This window comes from Aeromicrobium camelliae, assembly GCF_003850045.1.
Lineage (GTDB): Bacteria > Actinomycetota > Actinomycetes > Propionibacteriales > Nocardioidaceae > Aeromicrobium > Aeromicrobium camelliae.
The window spans coordinates 29,558-52,863 of sequence record NZ_RQJX01000008.1 but is presented as its reverse complement, the minus strand read 5'-3'; the positions used below and the strand labels follow the sequence as shown (position 1 = coordinate 52,863).

At 69.7% G+C, this 23,306-nt stretch carries 18 protein-coding genes; 8 read left to right on the top strand and 10 right to left on the bottom strand.

Going from position 1 to position 23,306, the window contains the following annotated elements; all coding sequences use genetic code 11:
- The first annotated feature begins 109 nt into the window (after positions 1-109).
- The gene (locus EHW97_RS07510) at positions 110-1,708 is read left to right on the top strand and encodes a helix-turn-helix transcriptional regulator (RefSeq protein ID WP_124236552.1); all 1,599 of its coding nucleotides are present in this window, start codon (positions 110-112) and stop codon (positions 1,706-1,708) included.
- Between the two features lie 85 nt (positions 1,709-1,793).
- Here the strand turns inward: EHW97_RS07510 and EHW97_RS07505 are convergent, their stop codons facing one another.
- Positions 1,794-2,033, bottom strand: a complete 240-nt coding sequence (locus EHW97_RS07505) for a hypothetical protein (protein WP_124236551.1) — start codon at positions 2,031-2,033, stop codon at positions 1,794-1,796.
- Positions 2,034-2,319: 286 nt separating this feature from the next.
- Between EHW97_RS07505 and EHW97_RS07500 the strand changes: the two genes are divergently transcribed.
- Positions 2,320-7,692: a DUF7507 domain-containing protein gene (locus tag EHW97_RS07500; RefSeq protein WP_166367431.1), complete on the top strand. Its 5,373-nt coding sequence runs from the start codon at positions 2,320-2,322 to the stop codon at positions 7,690-7,692.
- A gap of 148 nt (positions 7,693-7,840) precedes the next feature.
- Positions 7,841-8,926 (top strand): NADH:flavin oxidoreductase/NADH oxidase, encoded by a 1,086-nt coding sequence (locus tag EHW97_RS07495; RefSeq protein ID WP_124236549.1) that lies wholly within the window; start codon positions 7,841-7,843, stop codon positions 8,924-8,926.
- A 250-nt stretch (positions 8,927-9,176) separates the two neighbouring features.
- Here EHW97_RS07495 and EHW97_RS07490 read toward each other — a convergent pair whose 3' ends face one another.
- The 7 genes from EHW97_RS07490 to EHW97_RS07460 form a co-directional block, all read right to left on the bottom strand.
- On the bottom strand, positions 9,177-10,715 hold the full coding sequence (locus EHW97_RS07490) for a S1C family serine protease (protein ID WP_124236548.1): 1,539 nt from the start codon (positions 10,713-10,715) through the stop codon (positions 9,177-9,179).
- 77 nt (positions 10,716-10,792) lie between these two features.
- Complete coding sequence (locus EHW97_RS07485) at positions 10,793-12,214, bottom strand: sensor histidine kinase (RefSeq protein WP_243696349.1); 1,422 nt, start codon at positions 12,212-12,214, stop codon at positions 10,793-10,795.
- Positions 12,215-12,216: 2 nt separating this feature from the next.
- Positions 12,217-12,915 carry a response regulator transcription factor gene (locus tag EHW97_RS07480; protein WP_124236546.1) on the bottom strand — a complete coding sequence of 233 codons (699 nt, stop codon included), beginning with the start codon at positions 12,913-12,915 and terminating at the stop codon, positions 12,217-12,219.
- Positions 12,916-12,976: 61 nt separating this feature from the next.
- On the bottom strand, positions 12,977-13,849 hold the full coding sequence (locus EHW97_RS07475; protein WP_124236545.1) for a fructosamine kinase family protein: 873 nt from the start codon (positions 13,847-13,849) through the stop codon (positions 12,977-12,979).
- Positions 13,850-13,874: 25 nt separating this feature from the next.
- A complete protein-coding gene (locus tag EHW97_RS07470; protein WP_124236544.1) occupies positions 13,875-14,384 on the bottom strand; it encodes a low molecular weight protein-tyrosine-phosphatase in 510 nt (169 codons plus the stop codon).
- A 3-nt stretch (positions 14,385-14,387) separates the two neighbouring features.
- Positions 14,388-14,768 carry a phage holin family protein gene (locus EHW97_RS07465; protein WP_124236543.1) on the bottom strand — a complete coding sequence of 127 codons (381 nt, stop codon included), beginning with the start codon at positions 14,766-14,768 and terminating at the stop codon, positions 14,388-14,390.
- A 40-nt stretch (positions 14,769-14,808) separates the two neighbouring features.
- The gene (locus EHW97_RS07460) at positions 14,809-15,762 is read right to left on the bottom strand and encodes an EamA family transporter (RefSeq protein ID WP_166367430.1); all 954 of its coding nucleotides are present in this window, start codon (positions 15,760-15,762) and stop codon (positions 14,809-14,811) included.
- 38 nt (positions 15,763-15,800) lie between these two features.
- Between EHW97_RS07460 and EHW97_RS07455 the strand changes: the two genes are divergently transcribed.
- The 4 genes from EHW97_RS07455 (at position 15,801) to EHW97_RS07440 (ending at position 20,380) form a co-directional block, all read left to right on the top strand.
- A complete protein-coding gene (locus EHW97_RS07455; RefSeq protein ID WP_124236541.1) occupies positions 15,801-16,859 on the top strand; it encodes a histidinol-phosphate transaminase in 1,059 nt (352 codons plus the stop codon).
- 145 nt (positions 16,860-17,004) lie between these two features.
- Positions 17,005-18,138, top strand: coding sequence for a pyruvate dehydrogenase (acetyl-transferring) E1 component subunit alpha (gene pdhA / locus EHW97_RS07450; protein ID WP_124236540.1), 1,134 nt, complete (start codon positions 17,005-17,007; stop codon positions 18,136-18,138).
- A complete protein-coding gene (locus tag EHW97_RS07445; RefSeq protein WP_124236539.1) occupies positions 18,135-19,115 on the top strand; it encodes an alpha-ketoacid dehydrogenase subunit beta in 981 nt (326 codons plus the stop codon). The genes pdhA and EHW97_RS07445 overlap by 4 nt, the downstream gene beginning before the upstream one ends.
- Positions 19,115-20,380, top strand: a complete 1,266-nt coding sequence (locus EHW97_RS07440; RefSeq protein WP_124236538.1) for a dihydrolipoamide acetyltransferase family protein — start codon at positions 19,115-19,117, stop codon at positions 20,378-20,380. The genes EHW97_RS07445 and EHW97_RS07440 overlap by 1 nt, the downstream gene beginning before the upstream one ends.
- A 71-nt stretch (positions 20,381-20,451) precedes the next feature.
- On the opposite strand, the gene EHW97_RS07435 is transcribed toward EHW97_RS07440, so the two are convergent.
- Positions 20,452-20,940, bottom strand: a complete 489-nt coding sequence (locus EHW97_RS07435; RefSeq protein ID WP_124236537.1) for a GNAT family N-acetyltransferase — start codon at positions 20,938-20,940, stop codon at positions 20,452-20,454.
- 118 nt (positions 20,941-21,058) lie between these two features.
- On the opposite strand from EHW97_RS07435, the gene EHW97_RS07430 reads away from it, so the two are divergent.
- On the top strand, positions 21,059-22,369 hold the full coding sequence (locus tag EHW97_RS07430; protein ID WP_124236536.1) for an MFS transporter: 1,311 nt from the start codon (positions 21,059-21,061) through the stop codon (positions 22,367-22,369).
- On the opposite strand, the gene EHW97_RS07425 is transcribed toward EHW97_RS07430, so the two are convergent.
- Positions 22,362-23,303: an oxidoreductase gene (locus EHW97_RS07425; protein WP_124236535.1), complete on the bottom strand. Its 942-nt coding sequence runs from the start codon at positions 23,301-23,303 to the stop codon at positions 22,362-22,364. The two genes, EHW97_RS07430 and EHW97_RS07425, sit on opposite strands and share 8 nt — an antisense overlap.
- Between the last annotated feature and the right edge of the window lie 3 nt (positions 23,304-23,306).

Below are 23,306 nucleotides of genomic sequence, written 5' to 3'. Positions count from 1 at the left end.
TATCACGTCGGAGTCTGCGTGAGATTGTTTCGGTCCCGCCGTCTCATCTGTGACCGCCCGTTCGGGCGGCGCCTGGCGGGGGGAGGCCGAGCGATGACGAAGGCGATGCATGCGATACGAGACCGAAGGTCCCCTCGTGCTGGTGATCGACGAACCGGAGCGGCTCACCGCGGAGGCCTGGAGGGTGTTGCGCGGGGCAGGAGCCCGAAGGTTGGGCGCGCTTGACGGGGATCGCGATGACGCGGTCGCGCTCGAACGCCTGCGTGCCGCTGCGCGGTCCGCGGATCCGGAGCGGGCGGAACAGGTTCTTCGAGATGTCGGGCTCCCGCTTGCACTCGATCATCCGGAAGTCCTCGCCCGATGGGTCGCTGCGCCTCCCGTCGAGATCGGCAGCTTCCCGGCCCTGCGATGGACGCTCGTCGCCCTCGCGGTGCAGCAGCGCACGCACCCGGTGGCCCCTGATCTTCTCCGTGCGCCGTGGAACGACCGGGACCACCGGCGCACGGTCGTGGACCGAGCGCTCGCACGAGGCCTGCGATGCGCCGTAGAGCGGCGTCTCGCCCGCCCCGGCGGTGTCATGACAGCAGTGTCCCTCGACAGCATGCTTCACGATCTCGGACGCGGCGACCGGGAGGCGCTGTCTGCCTGGCTCCCAGCCCTTCATGCCGAGTGCGGCATGGCGCTGTTGCACGACGGTCGGGTGTTCCACGCTCGCACGGTCTTCGAACGAGGCCTCGAGACGGCGAACGGGGGTTGGTGGCAGGCTGCGCTCGGAGCCGCGGCGGCCCTCACGGAGCTCGTGCTCGGCAACGTTCATGCCGCCACGCGTCGTCGACGCGCCTGCTCCACGATGGCCCGCCGCGCTCCATGGTCGGATCTCCTCGCCGCTGTCGACGCTCTGCTCGCCCTCGAACAGGGACGGATCGATGCCGCTCAGCGTGCGATTGCCGAGGCCGAGGCGTCCGGAGACCATCGCGACATCGTCATGCTCGTCCGCGCGATCGTCATGCTCACGTCCGGCCGGTTCCGCGACGCCGCCAACCTGCTCACGGCCTGTCAACGCGCGCGCCCACTCTCGAGAGCGCTGACCGACGTGGTCGAGGGCATGATGCTGATCATCGGGCCACCGTCGAAGGCCATGACGACGGAGGGCTCACGACTTCCCGCGGTCCTGGCGTCGGCGCACGCGGGCGTCGCATCGGGCGACATCGACCGCATGCGTGAACTGATCGCTCGCATCAGCCAGGCCGGCATCGGGGCGACGCCGCGGTTGCGGCTGCACGCCGCCGTTGTGGAGTTCGCGCTGGTCCGCCGGCTCGGCTCGAGATCGTCACTACGTCTCGTGGCCGAGCGGATGGTGGAGAAGATGGAAGCCGACGGCGTCACCTGGCCCTTGCGGCTCCTTTCTCCTGCCGACGCCGCAGTGTTCGCTGAACTGACCGGTCAGCAGACGCCAGAGCCGTTACTCGGCGGTGACATCCAGGTCGAACGACTGACCGAACGTGAGCGGATCGTGCTCAGCGAACTGGTGCGGGGAGGCACGGAGAACGACATCGCTGCGCGCCTGCAACTGTCGGTCAATACGATCAAGACGCAACGACGTTCGCTGTACCGCAAGCTGGGCGTGAACCGCCGCGATGAGGCGATCGCCCGGGGACTCGCGATGGGAATCCTGGCCCGCGACGGTCACCGTAGGCGCCTCGCCTGACGAGCACGGTGACCGTCCCCGGTGATGACCCGTGGCGGACTCGTTCCCTTGGGGAAGATCCGCGCGATGAACAGCGCCGACAGGGCTACCCCCACCGCAGCGTAGGCGAGAAATGAGCCGCCGGTCGTGGTGAGTGCCGCTCCCGCGACGGCCGGCGCCCGGCGATCATCAGCAGCGAGACGGCGTTGTCGAGTGACACGAGTCCGACCCGGGGATGCACGACGATCGTCACCAGCGGCGAGAGGGTCATGACGAGCGCGAGCCGGATCGCTTTGCTGTCCGATGACGCGTCGGCGATCTGCGCGGGAATCAGTGCGCCTGGCACCGCCGCGTACACGAGGTTGAGTACGAGGCTCGCGAGAAGGAGGGACCAGGGGAAGCGAGGGGGGTGAAAATGAGGGTGAAATCCCAGCATTCGGGGCAGCGGCCGCGGTGTGAGGATGAATGATGAACTATGGCATGCAGCCCTGCTGTGTCCTGCCGCGGTTTGCCGCGGTACTCCCCACCGCCCGTGCAAGGAGAGCAGCACCGTGACGTCCACTTCTCGGTCCAGGCCGAATCATGCCTCTCGCAGGCGCCACCTCCGCTGGCCCCGCCGCGCCATCGCCCTCATGTTGGCGATGCTGGTCGCGGTCATGGGCAGCATCACCGCCGCCGGCGCGGTCCAGTCGACGACGCCCCCGGCTCCGAATCCGAGTCTTCCTGAACGCTGTGAGCCGGATCTGAAGCTCGCGATCAGTCTCGACCTGTCGAACTCGGTGACTGACGGTCAGCTTGCAGAGATGAAGTCCAACATCGCGGAGTTCGCGGCCGGGCTGACCGGATATCCGGTTCAGATCGCCATCCACACGTTCGCCTCGAACGCCCCCGCGACGGGTTCGCCGGCTAACGCGCCCCTTCCTTTGACCTCGGTCATGACGCCCCAGGGCTCCCAGACCATCGCGGACAAGGTGAACGGCATTCAGCGGCCCAACTCGCAGCGAGGCGGCACGAACTGGGATCGCGCGTTCGCGGCGATCGCATCGGCTCCCGAGCAGTACGACGCCTTGCTTTTCGTGACGGACGGCAACCCGACGCAGTACGGATCGCCGGCCCAAGGTCCCGGCGGTTCCACGGATGTGCCGTCGATCACTCGCGCGGTGGAAAGCGCCAACGCGGTCAAGGCCCAGGGCACACGCATCATCGGTGTCGGCGCGACTGACAATCTGTCGGGCGGTGCGCTGGACCAGTTCCGCGAGCATATCGCTCAGGTCTCGGGCACGGTTGAGAACAGCGATTACTTCGCTACGGGCTTCAGCGATCTGCGGGACACCTTGACCCAGATCATCAACGACACCTGCGCCACCATCGAGCTGGTGAAGGACGGCGTGCTGGCCGACGGGGCAGTGGGTCTTCCCGGCGACATCGTCGAGTATGACTTCACGATCACCAACACCGGCTCGATCACCCTGACCGACGTGACCTTGAACGACCCGAAGCCAGGTCTGTCGGGCATCACGTTCGGTGCATGGCCGGGCGAGGCCGGGGTGCTGGAGCCGGGTGAGTCGGTCACGGCGACGGCGACCTACGAGCTCACAGCCGAGGACATCGCCGCCGGCACCGTCACGAACACCGCGACAGTCACAGGTCAGCCGCCGGCTGGTTCTCCTGTCAGCGACGAGGATCCCGCCGAGGTCACGCTGCCGGAGCTGGCGCCGTCGATCCAGGTCGAGAAGTCCGGTGCCCTCGCCGAGGGTGCGCAGGGTGTCGCGGGCGACACGGTGGAGTATCGGTTCACGGTGACGAACACCGGGAATGTGACGCTCACCGACGTGACGTTGGACGATCCGCTGCCGGGTCTGTCCGAGATCGTGTTCGGTGACTGGCCGGGTGAGGCCGGTGTGCTGGCTCCGGGCGAGAGCGTCGCGGCGACCGCGACGTACGAGCTGACGCAGGCCGATGTGAACACAGGTGGCGTCGACAACACGGTGACCGCTGTCGGCACGCCGCCGTTCGGTGATCCGGTTTCCGACACGGATGACGCTCAGGTTCCGGTTGCGCCGGATGCAGCGATCGACGTGGTGAAGTCCGGTGGGCTTGCCGAGGGTGCGCAGGGTGTCGCGGGCGACACGGTGGAGTACGAGTTCGCGGTGACGAACACGGGCAACGTGACGCTTACGGGCGTGACGCTGGATGACCCGCTGCCGGGTCTGTCCGAGATCGTGTTCGGTGATTGGCCGGGTGAGGCCGGGGTGCTGGCTCCGGGTGAGTCGGTCACGGCGACCGCCACGTACGAGTTGACGCAGGCCGATGTGAACGCCGGCCAGGTCGAGAACACGGCCACCGCCACGGGCACGCCCCCGACGGGTGACCCGGTGACCGACACCGACGAGGAGATTGTCGAGGTGCCGCAGCAGCCGCTCATCGACCTCGTGAAGAACGGGGCCCTCGCAGCCGGTTCGCCGGGCGTTGCCGGCGACACGGTGGAGTACCAGTTCACCATCAGCAACCTGGGTAACGTGACGTTGACCGACGTGGCGCTGAGCGATGAACTCGAGGGGCTCTCGGACATCGTGTTCGGTGACTGGCCGGGTGAGGCTGGGGTGCTGGCTCCGGGCGAGTCGGTCACGGCGACCGCCACGTACGAGTTGACGCAGGCCGACGTGGATGCCGGGCAGGTCGAGAACACGGCCACCGCCACGGGCACGCCCCCGACGGGTGACCCGGTGACCGACACCGCCGAGGAAATCGTCGAGGTGCCGCAGGCGCCCGCGCTTGATGTCGTGAAGTCCGGTGCGCTCGCTGACGGCGCGGAGGGTCGCGCCGGTGATACCGTGGAGTACGAGTTCACGGTGACGAACACGGGCAACGTGACGCTCACCGACGTGACGTTGGACGATCCGCTGCCAGGTCTGTCGGACATCGTGTTCGGTGATTGGCCGGGTGAGGCTGGGGTGCTGGCTCCGGGCGAGTCGGTCACGGCGACCGCCACGTACGAGTTGACGCAGGCCGATGTGAACGCCGGCCAGGTCGAGAACACGGTGACCGCGACGGGCACGCCGCCGAGCGGCGATCCAGTGGAGAACACCGACAAGGAGATCGTCACGATCACCCCCGATGCATCGATCAATGTGGTGAAGTCCGGTGGGCTTGCCGAGGGTGCGCAGGGACGTGCGGGCGACACGGTGGAGTACGAGTTCATGGTGACGAACACCGGGAACGTGACGCTTACGGGCGTGACGTTGGACGATCCGCTGCCGGGTCTGTCCGAGATCGTGTTCGGTGACTGGCCGGGTGAGGCCGGGGTGCTGGAGCCGGGTGAGTCGGTCACGGCAACCGCCACGTACGAGCTGACGCAGGCCGATGTGAACGCCGGCCAGGTCGAGAACACGGTGACCGCGACGGGCACGCCGCCGAGCGGCGATCCGGTGGAGAACACCGACAATCACGTCGTCGATGTGCCGCAGGCGTCGGCCATCGACCTGGTGAAGTCCGGTGCGCTCGCCGAGGGCGCGCAGGGTGTTGCGGGCGACACCGTGGAGTACGGGTTCACGATCACCAACACTGGGAACGTGACGTTGACCGAGGTGGCGCTCAGCGATGAGCTGGAGGGCCTGTCGGACATCGTGTTCGGTGATTGGCCGGGTGAGGCCGGGATGCTGCAGCCGGGTGAGTCGGTCACGGCGACCGCCACGTACACGCTGACGCAGGCCGACGTGAACGCCGGTGGCGTCGACAACGTGGCGACCGCCACAGGCACGCCGCCGAGCGGCGATCCGGTCACTGACACCGACGACGCTCAGGTTCCGGTGGCACAGTCCCCCGCGATCGACGTCGAGAAGACCGGCGCCCTGCGTGAAGGTTCTGAGGGTGTCGCGGGTGACACCGTGGAGTACGAGTTCACGGTGACGAACACGGGCAACGTGACATTGGCTGACGTGACGCTGGATGACCCGCTGGAGGGTCTGTCTGAGATCGTGTTCGGCGACTGGCCGGGTGAGGCAGGCACGCTGCAGCCGGGTGAGTCGGTGACGGCGACCGCCACGTACGAGCTGACGCAGGCCGATCTCGACACCGGTGAGGTGGAGAACACGGTCACCGCGACTGGCACGCCGCCGTCCGGCGACCCGGTGGACAACACCGACGAGCACATCGTCGACCTTCCTGAGTTGCCGCTCATCGAGGTGGTGAAGTCCGGTGCGCTCGCCGAGGGTTCGGAGGGTCGCGCTGGTGACACGGTGGAGTACGAGTTCACGGTCACGAACATCGGTAACGTGACGTTGACCGATGTGGCACTGAGCGATGAGCTCGACGGCCTGTCCGACATCGTCTTCGGCACGTGGCCGGATGAGGCGGGGACGCTGTTGCCCGGCGAGTCCGTGACCGCGACGGCGACGTATGAGCTGAAGCAGTCCGACGTCGATGCCGGTGGTGTCGATAACACGGCTTCGGTCGTGGGTACGCCGCCGTCCGGTGATCCGGTCGAGGACGACGACACCGAGCGTGTGGATGTGCCGTCGAATCCGGGCATCGATCTGGTGAAGTCCGGCGGTCTCGCCGATGGGGCGCAGGTTGTCCCCGGTGACACGGTGGAGTACGAGTTCACCGCGACGAACACCGGCAATGTGACGTTGACGGGTGTGTCGATCACCGATCCGATGGAGGGGCTGTCCGAGCTCGTCTACACGTGGCCGGGTGAGGTTGGTGTGCTGGCTCCGGGTGAGTCGGTGACGGCGACGGCCGAGTACACGTTGACGGCGGCGGACATCGACCGCGGTGATGTGGTCAACAACGCCACGGTCGTGGGCACGCCTCCTGGTGGTCAGCCTCCGGTGGAGAACGAGGACGATCATGAGTTGCCGCTGCCGCAGCTCGCGTCGATCGATCTGGTGAAGTCCGGTGCGCTTGCCGAGGGTGCGGAGGGTCGCGCTGGTGACACCGTGGAGTACGAGTTCACGATCACCAACACGGGCAATGTGACGCTCACCGACGTGGCGCTCAGCGATGAGCTGGCGGGTCTGTCGGACATCGTGTTCGGTCCTTGGCCGACTGCTGAGGGTGTGCTGGGTTACGGCGAGTCGGTGACGGCGACGGCGACCTACACGCTGACGCAGGCTGATGTCGATGCTGGCTCGGTCGACAACGTCGCTACCGCGTCGGGTCAGCCGCCGGCGGGTGAGCGGGTCGACGACATCGACGAGGTCTCGGTTCCGATCGAGGCGGGTCCGAGCATCGCTCTGGTCAAGACCGCGACGCTGAATGCGGGTGCTGCGTCGAAGGCTGGTGACACCGTCACTTACACCTTCGAGGCGACCAACACCGGCAACGTGACGCTGCGCGACGTGTCGATCGCCGACGAGCTCGAGGGTCTGTCCGACCTCGAGTACGTCTGGCCCGGCGACGAGAGCGTCCTCGCCCCCGGCGAGAGCGTCACGGCGACCGCCACCTACACGCTGACCCAGGCCGACATCGACCGCGGCGAAGTCGTCAACCATGCCCTGGCAACCGGGACCCCGCCGACCGGCGATCCGGTCGACGGTCCGGACGAGGAGCGCACCCCGCTCCCCGCGCTGCCGGGACTGAAGCTGACGAAGACCGGCACGGTTGACGGCGACCAGATCCGGTACACGTTCGAGGTCGAGAACACCGGAACGGTGACCCTCACTGACGTGCAAGTGCGCGACGGGCTCGAGGGCCTGTCGAAGATCACCTACCGCGACTGGCCGGGCGAGGCCGGTGTCCTGGCTCCGGGTGAGAAGGTCACGGCGACCGCGACCTACACGCCGACCGAGGCCGACCGTGAGCGTGGCTACGTCGACAATCACGCGACGGCTACCGGAACGCCGCCCGGCGGCGATCCGATCGGCACCGACGACTCGGTGCGGGTGCTCGTCGCGGAGCTGCCCGATGCCGGTGCGCCGGACTCAGCGCTGTGGCTGGTGCTCGCCGGACTGATCGCACTGCTCGGTGGCGGTGCGCTCATGACGCAGCGAGTGCGCCGCTGAGAGGCCCCCACGGCGCGGGATAGCCCCCGAGGCGACCCGCGCCGTGGGCCCCCGGGCAAGGGGCTCGTTCCATCGGGAAGTGGTGGAACGGGCCCTTTGTCATGCGTCGGTGAGGAATGCGGGAGGCTGGCCGCCGGTTGTGGTAGACATGACCCCTGCCTTGTTCGAACCGCTGACGGTGCGCGGTGTCACCGCCCGCAACCGGATCTGGCTCGCCCCCATGTGCCAGTACTCGTGCTTCGCCCGTGACGGTGTTCCCACCGACTGGCACCTGGTCCACCTGGGTTCTCACGCGATCGGCGGCTTCGGCCTGCTCATCACCGAGGCCACGGCCGTGGTTCCCGAGGGACGCATCAGCCCCGAGGACACGGGGCTGTGGAACGAGACCCAGCGCGACGCCTGGCGCAGGATCGTCGACTTTGTCCACGATCAGGGCGCACCCATCGGAGTGCAGATCGCCCACGCGGGCCGCAAGGCGTCGACGTACGCCCCGTTCAGCGAAGCGGGAGAGGGGTCGGTCCCGGCGAGCGAGGGCGGATGGCAGACCGTCGCCCCGTCACCGATCGCCTTTCCCGGATACGACGAGCCGCGTGAGCTGACGACACAGGAGGTCGCGGCGCTTCCCCAGGCGTTCGCCGACGCCGCGCGCCGCGCCGACGAGGCGGGCTTCGACCTCATCGAGATCCACGCCGCCCACGGCTACCTGCTGCACCAGTTCCTGTCCCCGCTGTCGAACCAGCGCACGGACGAGTACGGCGGCGACTTCGACGGCCGCACGCGGCTCGTCCGTGAGGTGGTGGACGCCGTCCGCGCGGTCTGGCCCGAGGACAAGCCGCTCGGCATCCGGTTCTCCGGCACCGACTGGCTCGAGGGCGGGTGGACGATCGAGGAGACCACCAAGCTCACCGCTGAACTCAAGGACCACGGGGTCGACGTCGTCGACGTGTCGTCGGGGGCGATCCTGCCGGCGGACATCCCGGTCGGGCCCGGGTACCAGGTGCCGCTGGCCCGCGAGGTCCGGTCCGGCTCGGACATGGTGACCGGCGCGGTCGGCCTCATCACCGACCCGGAGCAGGCCGAGCGGATCGTCGCCGACGGCGACGCGGACCTCGTGCTGCTCGCCCGTGCCGCCCTGCGCGAGCCGGGCTGGCCCCTGCGCGCCGCCCACGAGCTCGGTATCGACCGCACCGCCGCGCCCTACGCACCCCAATACGAACGAGGCGCCTGGCGCTGAGTCGTAGGTGGTCGAGTAGCCGCGAGGGAGCGAGGCCTGTCGACGTAACCGTGGTCTCGATACGTCGGTCGCTGAGCGACCTCCTACTCGACCACCTATGCCCGGGCGGGGAGTCAGGCGAGGATGTAGGTGGTCGAGTAGCGGCGAGGGACGAGCCGCGTGTCGAGGCCTGTCGACGTGACGTGGTCTCGATACGGGCTCCGCAGAGCTCCGCCCTACTCGACCACCTACGGGCGCTGTAGGTGATGGATCAGCGGGCGAGGTCGCCTTGGTCGGAGCCGAGGGTGACCTGGACCTGCTCCTGGCGGCCGTCGCGCAGGATCGTCAGCGTGACCTCGTCACCGGGCTGGTAGCCGCGGATCGTGGCGATCAGCGCCTGGTTGCTGGCAACCGGGTGATCGTCCACGCTCGTCACGATGTCGCCCTCGCGCAGACCCGCATCGTCGCCGGGGCCGCCGGGCTCGACATCCGCGACCCGTGCGCCGATACCGGTGATCTGGTCGTCGCTCGTCGCGTTCTGCACCGTGATGCCGATCCGCGCGTGCTCGACCGTCTTGCCGTCGAGGATCTGCGCGGCGACGTTGCGGGCGAGGTCGCTCGGGATGGCGAAGCCGAGTCCGATCGAGCCGCCCTCGATGCCCGAGGACCGGATGGCCGAGTTGATGCCGATGACGCGTCCCTCGAGGTCCACGAGCGGTCCGCCGGAGTTGCCGGGGTTGATGGCGGCGTCGGTCTGGATCGCGGGGAACGTGGTGACCGTGTCGGAGTCGCTGGTCTGGCTTCCCGGCGAGACCGGCCGGTTGAGCGCGGAGATGATGCCCTGCGTGACCGTGGATTCCAGCCCGAACGGGGAGCCGATGGCGACGACTTCCTGGCCCACGCGCACCTCGCTGGAGCGGCCGAAGTCAGCCGGAGTGAGATTGGAGACGCCCTCGGCCTGGATGACCGCGATGTCGGTCGCGGGGTCACGGCCGATGATGGTGGCCTCGGCGTTGGTGCCGTCGTTGAACGAGACGGTGAGGGTGCCGCCGTCGGCCGCCGCCTCGACCACGTGATTGTTCGTGAGGATCTGTCCGTCCTCGCTGATGATGACGCCGGTGCCGGAGCCACCTTCGCCGCTGCCGGCGAAGTTGATCTGGACGACGGACGGCATCATCTTCTGGGCCACCTGCTCGACGGTGCCGGCCGGCAGATCCGAGGACGCGGGATCGTCGAGCGACGTGCCCGTGTTGGTCGTGCGCGGCGAGAGACCTGATCCGTTCGAGAACTCGTCGTACAGTGCTGCGCCGCCGACGCCGGCCGCACCAGCCAGCAGGACGATCCCGACGACCGCGGCCACGAGCCGTCCGCGACGGGGCGGCCGAGTCGAGCCGCCGCTCTGAGGCGTCGCACCGGCTCCAGGCGGCGTCGCTCCCGGCCCAGCGGGCGGGGCGCCGAGGACCGTCGTGTGCTCGCTGTCCGAGACGAACGGGCCGCCCTGCGGTGTGTGCGCTTCCCGAGCCGCATCGGGCCCTGGCGGCGGAACGCCGGGTCCGCTGGCTGGGCCGCCGGGCGCCTGTGCGAAGCGGGTGGTGTCTTCGTCGCGACGGTTGGGGTCGAGCGGGTCGCCGTGGGGCTCGGCCGGCGGGGTGGGCTGATGGGGGTGCGGGCTCGCCGGGCCGCCAGGCTCACCGGCATTCTCGCCCCCGCTCGACGCCGGGGCGGCCGGCGAGGCGGGGTCCTGGGGCCCACGCGGGCCCGCGGGCGGAACGTAGGGACGGTCCGCGTAGGGATCCTGAGAATCGGTCATGGTGCTACATTCTCCCCCGTTGCTGAGACGGTCATGAAAGCCCGGTGTGAGGCAGCGAAAAGGTCTGCTCCACTCTGTCAGCCTTCCGAAGCCGGCGCGAGCGGGAGCCGCAGCGTGAATGTCGTGCCACGACCCACCGTCGATTCCACCTCCACCGATCCGCCGTGCCGGTCCGCGGCACGTTGCACGATCGACAAGCCGAGTCCCGAGCCCGGGAGCGACCGCGCGGCCGTCGATCGATAGAACCGCTGGAACACGTGCGGGAGGTCTTCCTCGGCGATGCCGGGCCCCTCGTCGCTGATGGTCAGCACACCCGCGTCGAGGCGCACGGTCACCGTGCCTCCGGGCGGGCTCCACTTGGCCGCGTTGTCGAGCAGGTTGGTGACGGCGCGCTCGAGGGACTGACTCTCGCCCACCACGCGACTGTCGTCGAGCTCGACGTCGAAGCTCAGCTCCGGCGCGCGCAGACGCACCCGCGCGACCGATTGGTTGACGACCTCCGCGAGGTCGAGCGGCTCGGGGTCGCGGTGCAGCGGCTCGTCGCGAGCGAGCTCGACGAGGTCCCCGATGAGCGTCGTGAGTTCGTCGAGTTGTGCGCGGACGTCGTCCATGAGCTCGCGCTGGGAGTCGGCGCTGAGCTTGCGGTCCGGGTCGCCGGTCGCCTGCCGCAGCAGTTCGATGTTGGTGCGCAGGCTGGTCAGCGGGGTCCGCAGCTCGTGGCCGGCGTCCGCGATGAGTTGACGCTCGCGCGACTGCGATGCGTCGAGCGCTTGAAGCATGGCGTTGAACGACCGCGTGAGCCGGGCGAGCTCGTCGTCGCGCGTGCCCCACACCTCGATCGGCCCCAGGTCGCCGGTCGAGGCGATGCGCTCGGTCGCCGCGGTGAGCCGCCGGACCGGCCGCAAGCCGTTGCTCGCGACGGCCCAGCCGGCGGCGCCGGCGAGCGCGATACCCGCGAAACACGCGAGGACCAGGACGACGGCGAGCCGGTCGAGGGCTTGCTGGGTGGACTCCATCGACTGGGCGAGCACGAAGGCGCGGCCTGGCCCGGCCTGGACCGCCACGACGCGGTAGCGCTCGCCAGCCAGCTCGACCGTGCGCGCCGACTGCTGCTCCTGGCCGAGGGCGACGCCGAGCTCGTCGATGCCGTAGGGGATGCCGTCGTTGCCTTGCTGGAAGAACCCGCCGCCGCTGCGGACGAACACGGTGCGGATGCCCATGAGGTCCAGCAGTTGCTGGGTCCCCGGGTCCGAGAGTGCTGACGCGCTCAGACCGGCCGCGACGGCGTCGTTGGCCCGGTTCACGAGCGCCTCGTCGACCGAGTCGATGAACTCCGAGCGCACCGTCACGTACAGCAACGTGCTGAGGCTCGTGAGGACGAGGGCCACGGACACGGTGGTGAGGATCGCGACGCGGCCGGCCAGCGAGAGACGCGAGGTGATCGGGCTGAGCGCGTCGTGGAGCCAGTCGAGCAGGCGATCGGCGGCGTCGCGGGCCATGCTCACGGCGGCGTCTCCCGCAGCACGTAGCCGACGCCGCGCACCGTGTGCAGCAGACGCGGCTCACCCTCCGCCTCGAGCTTGCGCCGGACGTACCCGACGTAGACCTCGAGGGAATTGGCGGTGGTGGGGAAGTCGAAGCCCCACACCTCTTCCAGGATGAAGGAACGCTCCAGCACGCGCTTGGGCCGGCGCATGAACAGTTCGAGCAGGGCGAACTCGGTGCGGGTCAGCGAGATCGGCCGGTCCCCGCGACGCACTTCGCGGGTGGCCGGGTCGAGGGAGAGGTCGGCGAACTCGAGGGCGGGCTCGGGATCGTCGTCGTCGACGCTGCTGGTCCGGGTCGCGCGGCGGAGCAGGGCGCGGAGCCGCGCGAGCAGCTCCTCGAGCGCGAAGGGTTTGGTCAGGTAGTCGTCGGCTCCCGCGTCGAGGCCGTCGACGCGGTCGGTCACGGCGTCGCGGGCGGTGAGCACCAGAATCGCGACGTCGTTGCCCGCCGAGCGCAGGGCGCGGGTCGCCTCCAGGCCGTCGAGGCGGGGCATCATCACGTCCATGACGATCGCGTCGGGCTGGACCTGGGGGACGCGGGCGAGGGCCTCGGCGCCGTCGGAGGCGAGTTCGACCTCGTAACCGTTGAACTCCAGCGAGCGCCGCAGCGACTCGCGCACGGCACGGTCGTCGTCGACCACCAGGATGCGCATGTGCTTAGTGTGCCGCGTACCCCTGAGAAGCCCCTGAGCACACGCCGCCGGGCGCGCTGAGTCAGCCGCGGCCGTCGAGGAGGCTCTGCGCGGAGGCCGCGGCCCGGGCTCCGTACCCGCCGCCGAAGAGCACGGCATGGACGAGCAATGGATGCAGCTGGTGCAAAGCCACCCGTTCGCGCCAGCCCTCCGCGAGGGGCCAGGCCTCGTCATACGCGTCGAGGATGCGCTGCAGATGCGGGGCGCCGAAGAGCGCGAGCATCGCGAGGTCGGTCTCTCGATGTCCGCCGTGCGCGGCCGGGTCGATGACCCAGACCCGGCCCTCGGCTCCCCAGAGGACGTTGCCCGACCACAGGTCGCCGTGGAGCCGCGCGGGCGGTTCGGCCGGCCCCGAGTAGGTGTGGATGCGACGCATGAGGCGCTCGATCGTGGCGGCCTCGTCGGACGTCAGCGCCCCGCGGTCGAGAGCGGCCCGCACGTACGGCATGACCCGCCGGGAGGCGTAGAACTCCTCCCACGTCGGCAGCGGGCGGTTGGGCAGCGGCGCGAGACCGATGTAGCCGTCGCGGTCGGCGCCGAAGTGCGGAGCGCCGGCGCGGTGGGTGACGGCCAGCTCACGGCCGAACTGCTCGGCGAGCTCGGGGGTGGGCTTGCCCGGCTCGACCCAGGCGAGGACGAGGCACTCGTCATCGACGCCGAGCACCTCCGGCACCGGGACGCCGCCGGCCTCGCCGAGCCAGCGCAGCCCTTCGGCCTCGCGGCGGAACATGCCGGCCGGAGCCTGCGGACGCGTCTTGATGACGGCGTTGCGGCCGTCGGTCAGCCGGAGGCGCGTGGCGGTGCAGATGTCACCGCCGGCGACCGGGGTGGTGGACACGACGGGAGTTCCCACGAGAGCCTCCGCACGCGCCGCCGTCCCTGCCATCCGAGCCATGGTCACGACGTTACCCGAGGGCCGATCAGCCTCGTTCGGAAGTCGAGAGCAGCTCGGGGAGCTGCTCGACGATCGCGTCGGTGGACCGTTCGATCATCGCCATGACCTCACGGAACCCCTCATCGCCGCCGAACCACGGGTCGGGTACCTCGAGGTCGTCCTCGGAGGCCTCGGGATCGAAGCTGCGGAACATCCGCAGCCGCTCGGTGTCCCCGACGGTGGGGGCGAGCGCGGCCATGTCGGTGTAGTTGCTGTGGTCCATCGCCAGCAGCAGATCGTTCTCGGCGTACCAGTCGGTCGTGAACGTGCGGGCGACATGCCGCGAGGCGTCGTACCCCGCGTCGCTCAAGACCGCTGCCGCGCGCGGGTCCATCGGGTCGCCCGTGTGCCACCCGCCGGTGCCCGCCGACACCACCTCGACCTGGTCGTCGAGGCCGGCGTCGGCGATCTTCTTCTCCAGCACGACGTGCGCCATGGGGGAACGGCAGATGTTGCCCAGGCACACGACGGCGATGCGATACCGGTCGTGGCTCACGGATCAGTCTCCGATGATGGCGCGGACGACGGTCTGGGCGAGGGAGATGACGATCGAACCCAGCACGGCCCACCAGAAGCCGTCGACGAAGAAGGCGAGACCGAACTGCTCGGAGATGACCTCGGTGAGCAGCAGGAGGAGCGCATTGATGACCACCAGCAGCAGTCCGAGCGTCAGGATGATGAACGGCAGCGACAGGAGCTTGACGACCGGGCCGACGATCGAGGTGATGATCGTGAAGACCAGGCCGACGAGCACCACGGTCAGCACGCGGTTGAGCGTCGACTCGTTCGGGTCGCTGATGTTCATGTGATCGCCCAGGATCAGCGCGGCGAAGGCCAGCGCGACACTGCTCGCGAACCACGTGGAGAGGAAGCGTTCCATGCTGTCATTGTCGCAGGTCGACGATGGCCGTGCCTGCTGATCAGGGCGCGGTGGGCACGTTCTCGGCCGGTACGAGGCGTGCGCTCTGCGCGACGACGACCCCGGTCAGCACCACCGCGACGCCGATCGCCTGAGCGGTCGAGAGCACCTCGGCGAACCACAACCACCCGACGACGAGCGCGACGACCGGCTCCAGCATCGCGACAACCGACGCGCGGGTGCTCGGGATGAACTGCATCGCCAGCAGGAACAGGAAGAACGGCGCGACAGTGCCGAGCAGCACGATGTAGGCCATCGGCAGCCAGCCGGGAACCGTCACGTCATCGAGTCGGCCCAACAGCGTGGTGTCCTGCCCGAGCACGTCGAATGCGGTCCAGAACGGCTCGTAGAGGTTGATCACCACGGCGGCGATGCCGAACGACCACACGACGACCTGCAAGGGGCTCGAGGTGGCGTCCTTGTGCGTCGTGAGTGCCTCGCCGAGCAGGAAATAGCTGGCGAGGCAGGCCGCGGAGAGCAGGCCGACGAGGACGCCGATTCCGTCGAGCGTGAGGCCGCGCCACACCTGCCCGACGAGGGCGAGGCCCAGCAGCGAGACGAGGATGGCCGGGTAGAGCCGCGGGTGCACCGGCTCGCGGCGGACGACCCGCACCCACAGCACGACGATCGCGGGGGCGAGGTACTCCAGCAGCAGCGCGACGCCGAGGGGCAGCCGGTTGACGGTGATGTTGTAGGTCGCCTGAGCTCCCAAAACTCCCGCGATCCCGAGCGCGGCGACGAGGGCCAGCGCCCGCCCGCGCGGCGCGCGGAAGGCGGAGCGGTCCATGAGGGCCGCCAGCAGCCAGAACGTGAGCGCTGCGCCGGTCAGCCGGAACGCGGTGTAACTGTCGATGTCGAGACCTGCTTGCACGGGGACGCGCGACACCCCGGCGTTGACGCCGAAGATCACCGCGGCGGTCACTACCAGGGCGTATCCGATCACCGGCCGACTCACCGGCCCATCGTCCCAGACGCCGGAGCTAGGGTGACGCCATGGCTCTCCCGCGTCCCCGATCGGTGTTCCAGCGCATCCCCGCGTATCGCGCCGGCAAACCGGCGCACAGCGACGCGTACAAGCTGTCGAGCAACGAGAACCCGTTCCCCCCGCTGCCGTCGGTGCTGGAGCGGGCTTCGGACGAACTCGCCCGCATGAACCGGTACCCGGACGCCGGGATGACGGCGCTCTACCGTTCCCTCAGCGAGCGGTTGGACGTCGATGAGGATCAGCTCGCGGGCGGGACGGGCTCGGTCGGCGTGCTGTTCACACTGCTGGCGGCGTTCTGCGAGGCCGGCGATGAGGTCGTCTATCCGTGGCGCAGCTTCGAGGCGTACCCGATCGCGGTGGACCTCGCCGGGGCGACGGGAGTCCCGGTGCCGTTGCGCGACGACGCGACACACGACCTCGATGCGATGGCCGATGCCATCACGGAGGCGACACGCGTCGTGCTCGTGTGCACGCCCAACAACCCGACGGGCCCGGTCGTCACCCGCGACGAGTTGGCCGCCTTCCTCACCCGGGTGCCCTCGGACGTGCTCGTGGTGGTCGACGAGGCGTATGTCGAGTTCGTCCGCCGGCCCGACGCGGCCCGCGGACTCGACGTTCTCCCGGGCCGGAACAACGTCGTCGTGCTGCGCACGTTCTCGAAGGCCTATGGTCTCGCGGGTCTGCGGATCGGCTACCTCGTCGGACCGCCGGCGATCGCCACCGTCGTGCGGACGGCGACGCCGCCGTTCGCGGTCACCGACATCGCGATCGCTGCGGCGGTCGCCTCGCTGAACGCCGTCGACGAACTCGAGCAACGCGTGGAGGCCGTCGTGTCCGAGCGCGAGTCGATGGTGGACGCGTTGCGCTCCGGCGGATGGGACGTCCCCGACACGCAGACCAACTTCGTGTGGCTGCCGCTCGGGAGTGACGCCCTCGACTTCGCCGCGCAGTGTGCGCCGGTCTCGGTGCGGGCGTTCGACGGCGACGGCGTGCGCGTCACGGTCGGCGAGCCGGCGATCAACGCCGAGTTCCTCGACGCCGCCGCGCGCTGGCGCGCCGCACGCTGAGGGTGGCCCCTGGCGGGCCCGACCGTTACGCTGGTCTCACGATGTGAGCACCGTCACATCGTGGCGCTCGGCTCCGCCACCCCTGGAGCTGCGTCCCGTTGCACCGACCGCGGTCATCCCGCGCGACGGCGATTGGAGGATCGGCATGACCCTACCCATGACCCCGCAACCCGGCGCTCTCGCCGGCGAGCACGAGCTCGTCCAGCTGCTGAGCCCGGACGGCACCCGGCGGCACGACCCCCGGTTCCCCGACGACGACGTCGAGCGCGAGCAGGTCGAAGGGTGGTACCGCGACCTGGTCCTCACCCGTCGCATCGACACCGAAGCCTTCGCCTTGCAGCGTCACGGCGAACTCGGCCTCTGGCCTCCGGCGCTCGGTCAGGAGGCCGCGCAAGTCGGTTCCGGCCGTGCCCTCCGTCCCCAGGACTTCGCCTTCCCCACCTACCGCGACCACGGCGTCGCGTACTGCCGGGGCGTGGACCCGACGCAACTGCTCGGGCTCTTCCGCGGCACCGAGCTCGGCAGCTGGGATCCGCAGGAGCACCGCTACGGTCTGCCGCAGATCATCATCGGCGCCCAGACGCTCCACGCCACCGGTTACGCCATGGGCCTGCTGCTCGACGGCGCCGTCGGCCACGGCGATCCCGAGCGCGATGCGGCCACGATCGCGTACCTCGGTGACGGCGCCACCAGCCAGGGGGACGTCGCCGAGTCCTTCGTCTGGGCGGCCTCGTATCAGGCGCCCGTCGTGTTCTTCTGCCAGAACAACCAGTACGCGATCTCGGTCCCGTTGGAACGTCAGACCCGAGTTCCGATCGCCCAGCGAGCAGCGGGCTTCGGGTTCGAGGGCATCCGCGTCGACGGCAACGACGTCCTCGCGTGCCACGCCGTCACCCGTGCCGCGCTGCAGAAGGCACGCGACGGTGGCGGACCCACGCTCATCGAGGCCGTGACCTACCGGATGGGCGCACACACGACCTCCGACGACCCGACGCGGTACCGCACCGCCGACGAGACCGAGCAGTGGAAGGCCAAGGACCCCATCGCCCGCGTCCGCGCCTACCTCGAGGCGGAGGGCGCGACGCCGGACTTCTTCGCCTCGGTCGAGGCCGAGGCCGACCAGCTCGGCGCCCGGTTGCGCGAGGCCTGCGCCCAGCTGCCCGAACCCGACCTCGCCGACCTCTTCTCCTCCGTGCACACCGATCTCCCACCGGAGCTGGCCGCCCAGCGTGACGACGCCGTCGCCTGGCAGGCCCTGGACGAAAGGGGCGCGGCATGACGACGCAGACGATGAGCCTCGGCGGAGCCATCAACGCCGGCCTGCGGGCGGCGATGGAGCGCGACGATCGCGTGGTCCTCATGGGCGAGGACATCGGTCGCCTCGGCGGCGTGTTCCGGGTGACCGACGCGCTGCAGAAGGACTTCGGTGAGAACCGGGTCATGGACACGCCGCTCGGCGAGTCCGGCATCGTCGGTACCGCCGTCGGTCTGGTGACCCGCGGCTACCGGCCCGTCGTGGAGATCCAGTTCGACGGATTCGTCTACCCGGCGTACGACCAGCTCGTGAGCCAGGTCGCCAAGCTGCACTTCCGCAGCGCCGGCCGCATCCGGGTGCCGCTCGTGGTCCGCATCCCGTTCGGCGGCGGCATCGGCGCGGTCGAGCATCACTCCGAGAGCCCCGAGGCGCAGTTCGTCATGACGGCCGGCCTCAAGGTCGTCTCGTGCGCGACCCCGCACGACGCCTACTGGATGATCCAGGAGGCGATCGAGTCCGACGACCCGGTCATCTTCATGGAACCCAAGCGCCGGTACTGGGAGAAGGGTGAGGTCGACACGAGCGACCCCGGCGTCGACCTGTGGTCCTCCGTGGTCCGTCGTCGCGGCAGCGACGCCACGCTCATCGCCTACGGGCCGATGGTCCGGACCTGCCTCGACGCGGCGACCACCGCGGCCGACGAGGGCATCGAGCTGGAGGTCATCGATCTGCGCTCGTTGTCGCCGCTGGACCTCGGCCCGGTGTTCGAGTCGGTGCGGCGCACCGGCCGGGCGGTCGTCGTCCACGAGGCCCAGCGCACGCTCGGCCTCGGTGCGGAACTCAGCGCCCGCATCAGCGAGGAGTGCTTCTACTCCCTGGAGGCGCCGGTCCAGCGCGTCACGGGCTACGACATGCCCTACCCGCCGAGCCGCGTCGAGAACGAGTTCCTCCCGAGCGTCGATCGCATCCTCGACGCCGTCGACACCGCGAAGGAGTTCTGATGCCCGAATTCGCGCTGCCGGACGTCGGAGAAGGGCTGACCGAGGCCGAGATCGTCACCTGGCGCGTCGCCGAGGGCGACGAGGTGCAGGTCAACGACGTGCTGGTGGACATCGAGACCGCCAAGTCGGTCGTGGAGCTGCCCAGCCCGTTCGCGGGACGTGTCGGAGCCATCATGGCTGCGGAGGGTGACACGGTCGCGGTCGGCACCCCGATCCTGCGGGTGGACCCAGCCGAGCCGGAAGGTGCACCCACGAACGGAGTGCTCGTCGGGTACGGCCCGCGCGACGAGGCGGTCGGTGGCGGCCGGCGTCGACGCCGCGGTGCGCATGCGGCGAGCTCGTCGGCCACCGAGGTGCCCGCGGCTCCCGTCAGCGTCGCGGCCCTGGCCAAGCCGCCGGTCCGCAAGTTCGCCAAGGACCACGGAATCGATCTGCGCGAGGTCACGCCCTCCGACCCGGCCGGCATCATCAGCCGCGCCGACGTGGAGGCCCACCTCGCCTCGCGCCGTACCGACGCTGAGCCCGCGCCGTCAGAACCCGTGGCGCAGGCCCCGACGAGCGCGGCGGGGCGCCGGGTGCCGATCGCCGGGGTGCGGAAGCGCACGGCGGAGGCCATGGTGCAGTCGGCCTTCACGGCGCCGCACGTCACCGAGTGGGTCACCGTCGACGTCAGCGCGACGATGCACCTCGTCGAGCGGCTGCGCGGCGACCGCGAGTTCTCCGACGTCAAGGTCACGCCGACGCTCATCGTGGCCAAGGCGGTGTGCCTCGCACTGCGGCGCACGCCGGATCTGCACGCGCGATGGGACGAGGACGCTCAGGAGATCGTCTTCCCGGAGCACGTGGGCCTCGGCATCGCGACAGCTACCGAGCGCGGGCTGCTGGTGCCGGTCGTCCCGGACGCGGACACCATGACCCTGGCCGAACTCGGGCGCGCGATCGGGGAGCTGGTCGCCACCGGGCGTGAGGGCACGCTCCAGCCCGCGCAGATGGCCGGCGGCACGTTCACGATCACCAACGTCGGGGTGTTCGGCGTGGACGCCGGGACGCCGATCCTCAATCCCGGACAGTCGGGCATCCTCGCCGTCGGCGCGATCAACCGCCGCCCGTGGGTGGACGAGGCGACCGACGAGATCGTGCCGCGCTGGGTCACCACGCTCGCGTGCAGCTTCGATCACCGGGTCGTCGACGGTGAGCAGGGGTCGCGGTTCCTCGCGGACGTGGCTGCGCTGCTCTCGGACCCGGTGCGCGCGCTGACGTTCTGAGCGGACACGACGAGGGCGGGACGACCGTGGTCGTCCCGCCCTCGCGGTGAAGAAGACGTGCGCCTGTTCGCTCAGGCGGGGAGGCGCACCATCATGACGTTGACGAGGCCGTTCTCGGCCAGCACGCCGACCTCGCGGAACCCGCGGCCGGTGTGGAAGGCCAGCGACCCGTCGTTGTGGTCGTAGACCTCCAGGCCGATCGGCTTGTCGCGCTCGATCGCCTCGTAGAGCCGCGAGGCGACCCCCTTGCGCCGATGATCGGCGGACACGACGATCCGGTCGAGGTAGACGTAGTCGTCGGTGTCGAAGTACCCGTCGAACCAGTGGTAGCGGCTGGAGTCGTAGTCCACGCCGGGCGGCAGGGTGATGACGAAACCGGCGATGTCGCCGTCGTCCTCCATCACGAGTGCCTGGTCGGCCATCGCCACGAGTTCCGCGGCTTTCGCGCGGTCGAGGGGGCCGACGCCCTCGAGGGCGTCCTGGTTGAGGTCGACGATGGTGTCGAGATCGTTGTCGGTGATCGGTCGGATGGTCGTTGTCTGCGTCAGAACTGGGCTCATCACCGCCCACGTTATGTCAGTCTGTGCGGACTGGCTACCGCTCGAGCAGAAGCGTGGGCCATGTCACAGGGCCTCGGCCGGACGTCGGCGCGTCCTCCCGAACTCCTAGAATGTCGAGGTGAACCAGGCGCCTCCCGACCGACACTCCCCGGGAGCATTCCTCGTCTGGGGCGTCGCCGTCGCGGCGTATCTCCTCGCGGTGTTCCACCGGTCCTCGCTCGCCGTGGCCGGGCTGGCCGCCTCCGAGCGCTTCGACATCTCCGCCTCGCAGCTCGCGACCTTCACGATGCTCCAGCTGCTGGTGTACGCGGGGATGCAGGTGCCGGTCGGGCTGCTGGTGGACCGCTTCGGTCCGCGTGCCGTGATGTTGGCCGGCAGCACCGTGCTGGTGCTCGCGCAGACCGGGTTCGGTTTCGCGAACTCCTACGAACTCGCCGTGCTCGCCCGGATCTTCGTGGGTATCGGCGACGCGCTGACCTTCGTGTGCGTCCTGCGACTCATCAACGCGTGGTTCGCTCCGCGGCAGATTCCGCTGATCACGCAGATCACCGGTCCGATCGGGCAGATCGGTGCGATCGTCGCCGCCGCCCCGATGACGTACGCCCTCGGCACCCTCGGGTGGACGCGGTCGTACGTCCTGGCCGCTGCGCTGAGTCTCGTCGCGGCGATCGCGGTCCTGATCGCCGTGCGCGACGAGCCGAGCCGGCGCACCGTGCGTGGCCCAGCGCTCTCGTGGTCCAACATCAAGTCCAGCCTCGGGGCCTCGTGGTCGCATCCGGGGACGCGGCTCGGCTTCTGGATCCACTTCACGACTCAGTTCAGCTCCAACGGCCTCGGGCTGCTCTGGGGATTCCCCTTCTTCGTCCGCGGCGAGAACACCAGCGAGGGGTTCGCGAACCTCCTGCTCACCGTCATGGTGCTCGCTGTCATCGCCGCCGGCCCGTTACTCGGGTGGTTCGTCGGCACGTACCAGTGGCATCGGTCCACCCTCGTGCTGGTGCTCGTCTGGTCGATCATGCTCGCCTGGGCGGTCGTGCTGCTGTGGCCGGGGGACGCGCCGGGCTGGATGCTGGTGATCCTCGTCGTGGTCGCCGGCGTCGGCGGTCCGGCGTCGATGATCGGCTTCGACCTCGGCCGCACCTCCAATCCGGTCGAGCGGCTCGGCAGCGCGACCGGCCTGATCAACCAGGGCGGCTTCGTCGCGAGTCTCGTGCTGGTGGTGGCGATCGGCATCATCCTCGACGCGGCGACGCCGGGCTCGAGCGCGGCGTACACCCCGGAGGCGTTCAAGCTGGCGATGAGCTTCCAGTACGTCCTGTGGATCCTCGGGCTCGTGCAGATCTGGCGCTACCGCCGCAAGACGCGGGCGCGGCTGCTGCGCGACGATCCCGATTACTGGGGACAGATCTCCGGCCGCGGCCTCAGCTGACGTCGAACCGCACGCCGGCGGCCGCCTCGGACGCCTCCCACACGCTCGCGGCGAGGGCCTCGTCGCGAGCGAGTCGTGTCATGCCGACGTGCCGCGGATGCTTGCCGCGCAGCTGCTGGAACCCGTCGGGTCCGAGGTATTCGCCGCCGCGCAGGTCCGGGTCCGTCGCCGCACGCAGCAACGGGAGTGCCCCCAGTGAGGCGGACTGCCCGATGAACCCGGTGATCTGGTGGATCGCGATCGCCGGCAGGGACGAGCCGTGGAGCGTGAGGCCGGTCTTGGTGAGGTTGGTCGAGGCATAGCCGGGGTGCGCGGCGACGCTGGTCACCGGCAGGCTAGCGGTGGTCGCTCGGCGGTTCAGTTCGAGCGCGAACAGCAGGTTGGCGAGCTTGGACTCCCCGTATGCCTGCCAGCGTCGGTACCGGCGTGGGTAGTTCCCGGCCGTCAGCACCCGCAGGTCGAGCTGGCGTGCGGACGCGTGCGCCAACGACGACACGGTCACGATGCGGGCACCGTGGCGCAGCGCCGGCCAGAGCCCGGCGGTCCACGCGAAATGCCCGAGGTGGTTCGTCCCCATCTGCAGTTCGAAGCCGTCCTTGGTGCGCGAGAACGGCGGGATCATGATGCCGGCGTTGTTGATGAGGATGTCGATCCGTTGGACCGAGCCGGCGAGCTCGGCTGCCGCCTCTTTGGTCTGCTCCAAGTCGGCCAGATCGAGGCGGATCACGTCGATCTGCGCGTCGGGCGCCTCCTGGTGCAGTCGGGCGAGCGCCTCATCGGCCTTCGTGAGGTCGCGAGCGGTCACGATGAGGCGGGCGCCGCGCCGAGCAAGGCCGAGGGCGGTGGCGGCGCCGAGCCCGCCCGTCACTCCGGTGATCACGGCGGTGTGCTCGCGCAGGTCGCCGATGTCCTCAGTCGTCCAGTGCTCGCTCATCGC